Raw genomic sequence first — 2,013 nt, forward strand, 5'->3', positions numbered from 1 at the left:
GACGCCTGCAGCGCAGTCGCTTGCATCACGGATCGCGGATGCGCTGGACTCCCTGGCCGCACAGACGCCGGAGCCGGGCGCCGAAGAGCTGCGGGCAGCTTTCGTATCAGCCGGGGCGGAGGCAGGAGCCGTTGAGGTATCGATCGACACCACCCCCACCGGGCTCGAAGTCGACGCCATGACCGGCGCGGTGCCCATTGGAGAAAGCTGCGTATTCGGGCACATCCGCGACGGTGCGGTGACTGTGACCCAGTTGCCGGTCCTCGCCAACGGCCTGTGTTTTGTGGGCGATCAGCGGTAAATCGGTACTCCGACGGGTGCCTGGCGCCGTGGAATATGTTCTACAGGTCCACACGCACTAGCCTTGACCTATGGCGGAATTTATCTACACGATGACCAAGGCCCGCAAGGCTGTTGGCGACAAAGTAATTCTCGACGACGTAACGATGTCCTTCTACCCGGGCGCCAAGATTGGCGTTGTCGGACCCAACGGCGCGGGCAAATCCACCATCCTGAAGATTATGGCGGGCCTGGATACTCCATCGAACGGCGAGGCACGGCTGAGTCCCGGCTACACCGTGGGCATACTCCTTCAGGAGCCGCCCCTCAATGAGGAAAAGACCGTTCTTGGCAACGTCCAGGAAGGCGTCGGCGAAATCTACGGCAAGATCCAGCGGTTCAACGAGATCTCCGAAGAAATGGCCAACCCTGACGCGGACTATGACAGGCTGCTCGACGAGATGGGCAAGCTGCAGGAAGCCATCGACGCGGCCGACGCCTGGGACATCGACTCCCAGCTCGACCAGGCGATGGACGCACTCCGTTGCCCGCCGCCGGATGCTGACGTCTCCGTGCTGTCCGGTGGTGAGCGCCGCCGCGTAGCGCTGTGCAAGCTGCTGCTCCAGAAGCCGGACCTCCTGCTTCTCGACGAACCGACCAACCACCTCGACGCCGAGAGCGTGCTGTGGCTGGAACAGCACCTGTCGGCGTACCCCGGCGCAGTTCTCGCCGTCACCCACGACCGCTACTTCCTCGACCACGTGGCGGAATGGATCGCCGAGGTTGACCGCGGGCACCTCTACCCCTATGAAGGCAACTACTCGACCTACCTCGAAAAGAAGCGCGCCCGCCTGGAGATCCAGGGCAAGAAGGACCAGAAGCTCTCGAAGCGGCTCTCCGAGGAACTGGAATGGGTACGTTCCAATGCCAAGGGCCGCCAGACCAAGTCCAAGGCCCGCCTTGCCCGCTATGAGGAAATGGCGTCAGAGGCCGAGCGGACCCGGAAGCTTGATTTCGAAGAGATCCAGATCCCGCCCGGACCACGCCTCGGCAGCCAGGTCATTGAGGCCCACGATCTCCGGAAAGGCTATGACGACCGCATCCTGATCGATGGTCTGTCCTTCTCGCTGCCGCGGAACGGGATCGTCGGCGTCATCGGTCCCAACGGCGTCGGCAAGACCACGCTCTTCAAGACCATCGTCGGCCTCGAGCCGCTGGATGGGGGCGAACTGAGGATCGGTGACTCGGTCAAGATCTCCTACGTCGACCAGTCCCGTGGCGGCATCGACCCCAACAAGTCACTGTGGGAAGTGGTGTCCGACGGCCTTGACTTCATCCAGGTCGGGCAGGTGGAAATGCCCTCACGTGCCTACGTTTCCGCGTTCGGCTTCAAGGGCCCGGACCAGCAGAAGAAGGCGGGAGTGCTTTCAGGCGGAGAGCGGAACCGGCTGAACCTCGCCCTGACCCTGAAGCAGGGCGGCAATCTTCTGCTCCTCGACGAGCCCACCAACGACCTCGATGTGGAAACCCTCTCCAGCTTGGAGAACGCACTGCTCGAATTCCCGGGCTGCGCGGTTGTGGTCTCGCACGATCGCTGGTTCCTGGACCGGGTTGCCACCCACATCCTCTCCTATGAGGGGACGGAAGAAGACCCGGCCAACTGGTACTGGTTCGAGGGCAACTTTGAGTCCTACGAGGAAAACAAGATCGAGCGGCTCGGCCCCGAAGCGGCCA

General features: G+C 62.7%; 1 protein-coding gene and 1 pseudogene. Both read left to right on the forward strand.

Features of this window, described 5'->3' with window-relative positions; all coding sequences use genetic code 11:
- Window positions 1-301, forward strand: a pseudogene (locus tag X803_RS22240) (hypothetical protein); the annotation flags it as partial.
- 70 nt (window positions 302-371) lie between these two features.
- A partial coding sequence (gene ettA, locus X803_RS18985) for an energy-dependent translational throttle protein EttA (RefSeq protein ID WP_035778486.1) occupies window positions 372-2,013 on the forward strand: 1,642 nt, incomplete at its 3' end.

The organism is Arthrobacter sp. 35/47, assembly GCF_000520475.1.
GTDB classification, from domain to species: Bacteria; Actinomycetota; Actinomycetes; order Actinomycetales; family Micrococcaceae; genus Arthrobacter_D; species Arthrobacter_D subterraneus.